Origin of the sequence: Tahibacter sp., assembly GCF_035481375.1 — a bacterium.
GTDB lineage: Bacteria > Pseudomonadota > Gammaproteobacteria > Xanthomonadales > Rhodanobacteraceae > Tahibacter.
Genome location: NZ_DATIGT010000172.1, coordinates 1 through 2,431, shown reverse-complemented (window position 1 = coordinate 2,431; position 2,431 = coordinate 1). Strand labels below are relative to the sequence as shown.

General features: G+C 69.1%; 1 protein-coding gene. It reads left to right on the top strand.

Going from position 1 to position 2,431, the window contains the following annotated elements; translation table 11 throughout:
- A partial coding sequence (locus VLF18_RS11355; protein WP_325279735.1) for a tandem-95 repeat protein occupies positions 1–2,431 on the top strand: 2,431 nt, incomplete at both ends.

Genomic DNA, 2,431 nt, shown 5'->3' with positions numbered 1-2,431 from the left:
GGTCACGACGGTCACCCGGTCGACCTGCGCCGGCGCAAGCTTCGGCGGAACCACGACCATCGGCGGCGGCTATCCGGTCGGCCTGAACAACGGCGTCGGCGGTGCCGACGTCATCGAGCTCGCCGATACGATCGCGAGCCTGCAGCGCAACAACAGCGCGGGTCTGCGGCTCGCCGTCGTCGCGCAGAGCGCCGCGGGTACCGACGAAGTGGTCACCACCGCCGGCGGCGGTGCGATCATTCTCGGCCTGCCGGCCCTGCCGATTCCGTTCCTGACCTTCCCGGTCCTCCTGATCCTGGTCGGCCTCGTCGCCTTCTTCGGCGCACGCCGCGCACGTCGCACGGCGATCTGGCGCACGTTGTCCCTGTTCTTCGTCGCGACCGGCATGGTCGTCGCAGCCAATTTCGTCGTCGATGGCCAGGTCAACGACTGGGCCGGGGTCTCCCCGCTCGCGACCGACCCGCCGGGCGACGCGACCAGCGGCGAGAGCGCGATCGACATCACAGCATTCTTCGGCGCGGTCGAAGCCGGCCGCGCGTTCCTGCGCATCGACGTGCGCGATCTCGAAAACAATCCGCCGACGGTCAATCCGGCCGCGGCCACGATGCTGGAAGACCAGCCCGCCACAGTCACCTTGACCGGCACCGATCCCGAAGGCGCGACCATCACCTTCAGCATCGCGACGCCGCCGGCGTCGGGTACCACGAGCAACCTGACTCCGACCGGTCCGACCTCGGCCACGGTGCTCTACACGCCGAATGCGAACTTCAACGGCAGCGACAGCTTCACGTACACCGGCAGCGACGGTCAGGGTTCTTCCGTGCCGGCCACGGTGTCGCTGACGGTTACGCCGGTCAACGATGTGCCCAGCTTCACGCGCGGTGCCGATCAGGCCGTTCCCGAAAGCGCCGGCCCGCAGACCGTCGCCGGCTGGGCGACCGCAATCAGCGCAGGCCCGCCCGATGAAGTCGCAACCCAGACCGTGAGCTTCACGACGACGGTCGTCAGCACGACCGGCAACCTTGCGTTCACCACGGCGCCGGCGGTGTCCCCGACCGGCACGCTGACGTTCACGGCGCAGAATGCGACCTCGGGCATCGCGACGGTCAGTATCGTCGCGGTCGACAACGGCGGGACGGCGAATGGCGGCATCGACACCTCGGCCGCGCAGACCTTCGTCATCAACGTCAATGCGATCAACCATGCGCCGAGCTTCACCGCCGGCGGCAACCAGACCGCGCTCGAAGACGCCGGCGCGCAGACCGTCGCCAACTGGGCGACCGCGATCAACGACGGCGACGGCAACACGCAGATCGTCGACTTCCAGATCACCGGCAATACGAATCCCTCACTGTTCAGCGCCGCGCCGGCGATCTCCCCGACCGGCACGCTGACCTATACGACGGCCGCAAACGCCAATGGCGTCGCCTCGATCACCGTCGTACTGCACGACAACGGCGGCACCGCCTTCGGCGGCGTCGACACCTCGCCGCCGCAGACCTTCACGATCGCGGTGACTCCGGTCAACGATGCTCCGACCTTCACGGCGGGTCCGAACCAGACCGTGTTCGAGAATGCCGGCGCGCAGACCGTCAATCCGTGGGCGACCGCGATCAGCCCGGGCCCCGCCGACGAGGTCGCGCAGACGATCGCGTTCACCGCCAACGTGACCGGCACGACCGGCACGCTCGCGTTCTCGGCCGCACCGGCCGTCGCGCCGAACGGCGCGCTGACCTTCACGGCGCAGAACGGCACCTCGGGCACCGCCACCGTGAGCCTGATCGCGACCGACAGCGGCGGCACCGCCAACGGCGGCGTCAACGTGTCGCCCGCGCAGACCTTCACGATCACCGTTGCCGGCATCAATCACGCGCCGAGCTTCACGGCCGGCGGCAACCAGACCTCGCTCGAAGACGCCGGTCCGCAGACCGTCAACCCGTGGGCCACGGCGATCAGCGACGGCGACGGCAACACGCAGGCGCTCGACTTCCAGATCACCGGCAACACGAATCCGGGCCTGTTCTCCGCCGCTCCGGCGGTTGCCGCGGACGGCACGCTGACCTACACGGCGGCGGCCAACGCGAACGGCACGGCGTCGATCACGCTCGTGCTGCACGACAACGGCGGCACCGGCAACGGCGGCGTCGACACCTCGCCGCCACAGACGTTCACGATCACCGTCACGGCAGTCAACGACGTGCCGTCGTTCGCGGGCGGCACCTCGGCGTCCGTGCTCGAAAGCGCGGGTCCGCAATCTTTTGCCAATTTCCACACCGCGATTTCCGCGGGTCCGGCCGACGAGTCGGGCCAGACCCTGACCTTCGCCACGAACGTCGTCTCGACGACGGGCAGCCTGACCTTCAGCACCGCACCGGCGGTCGCCGCGAACGGCACGCTGACCTTCACCGCCACGAACGGCACGTTCGGCACG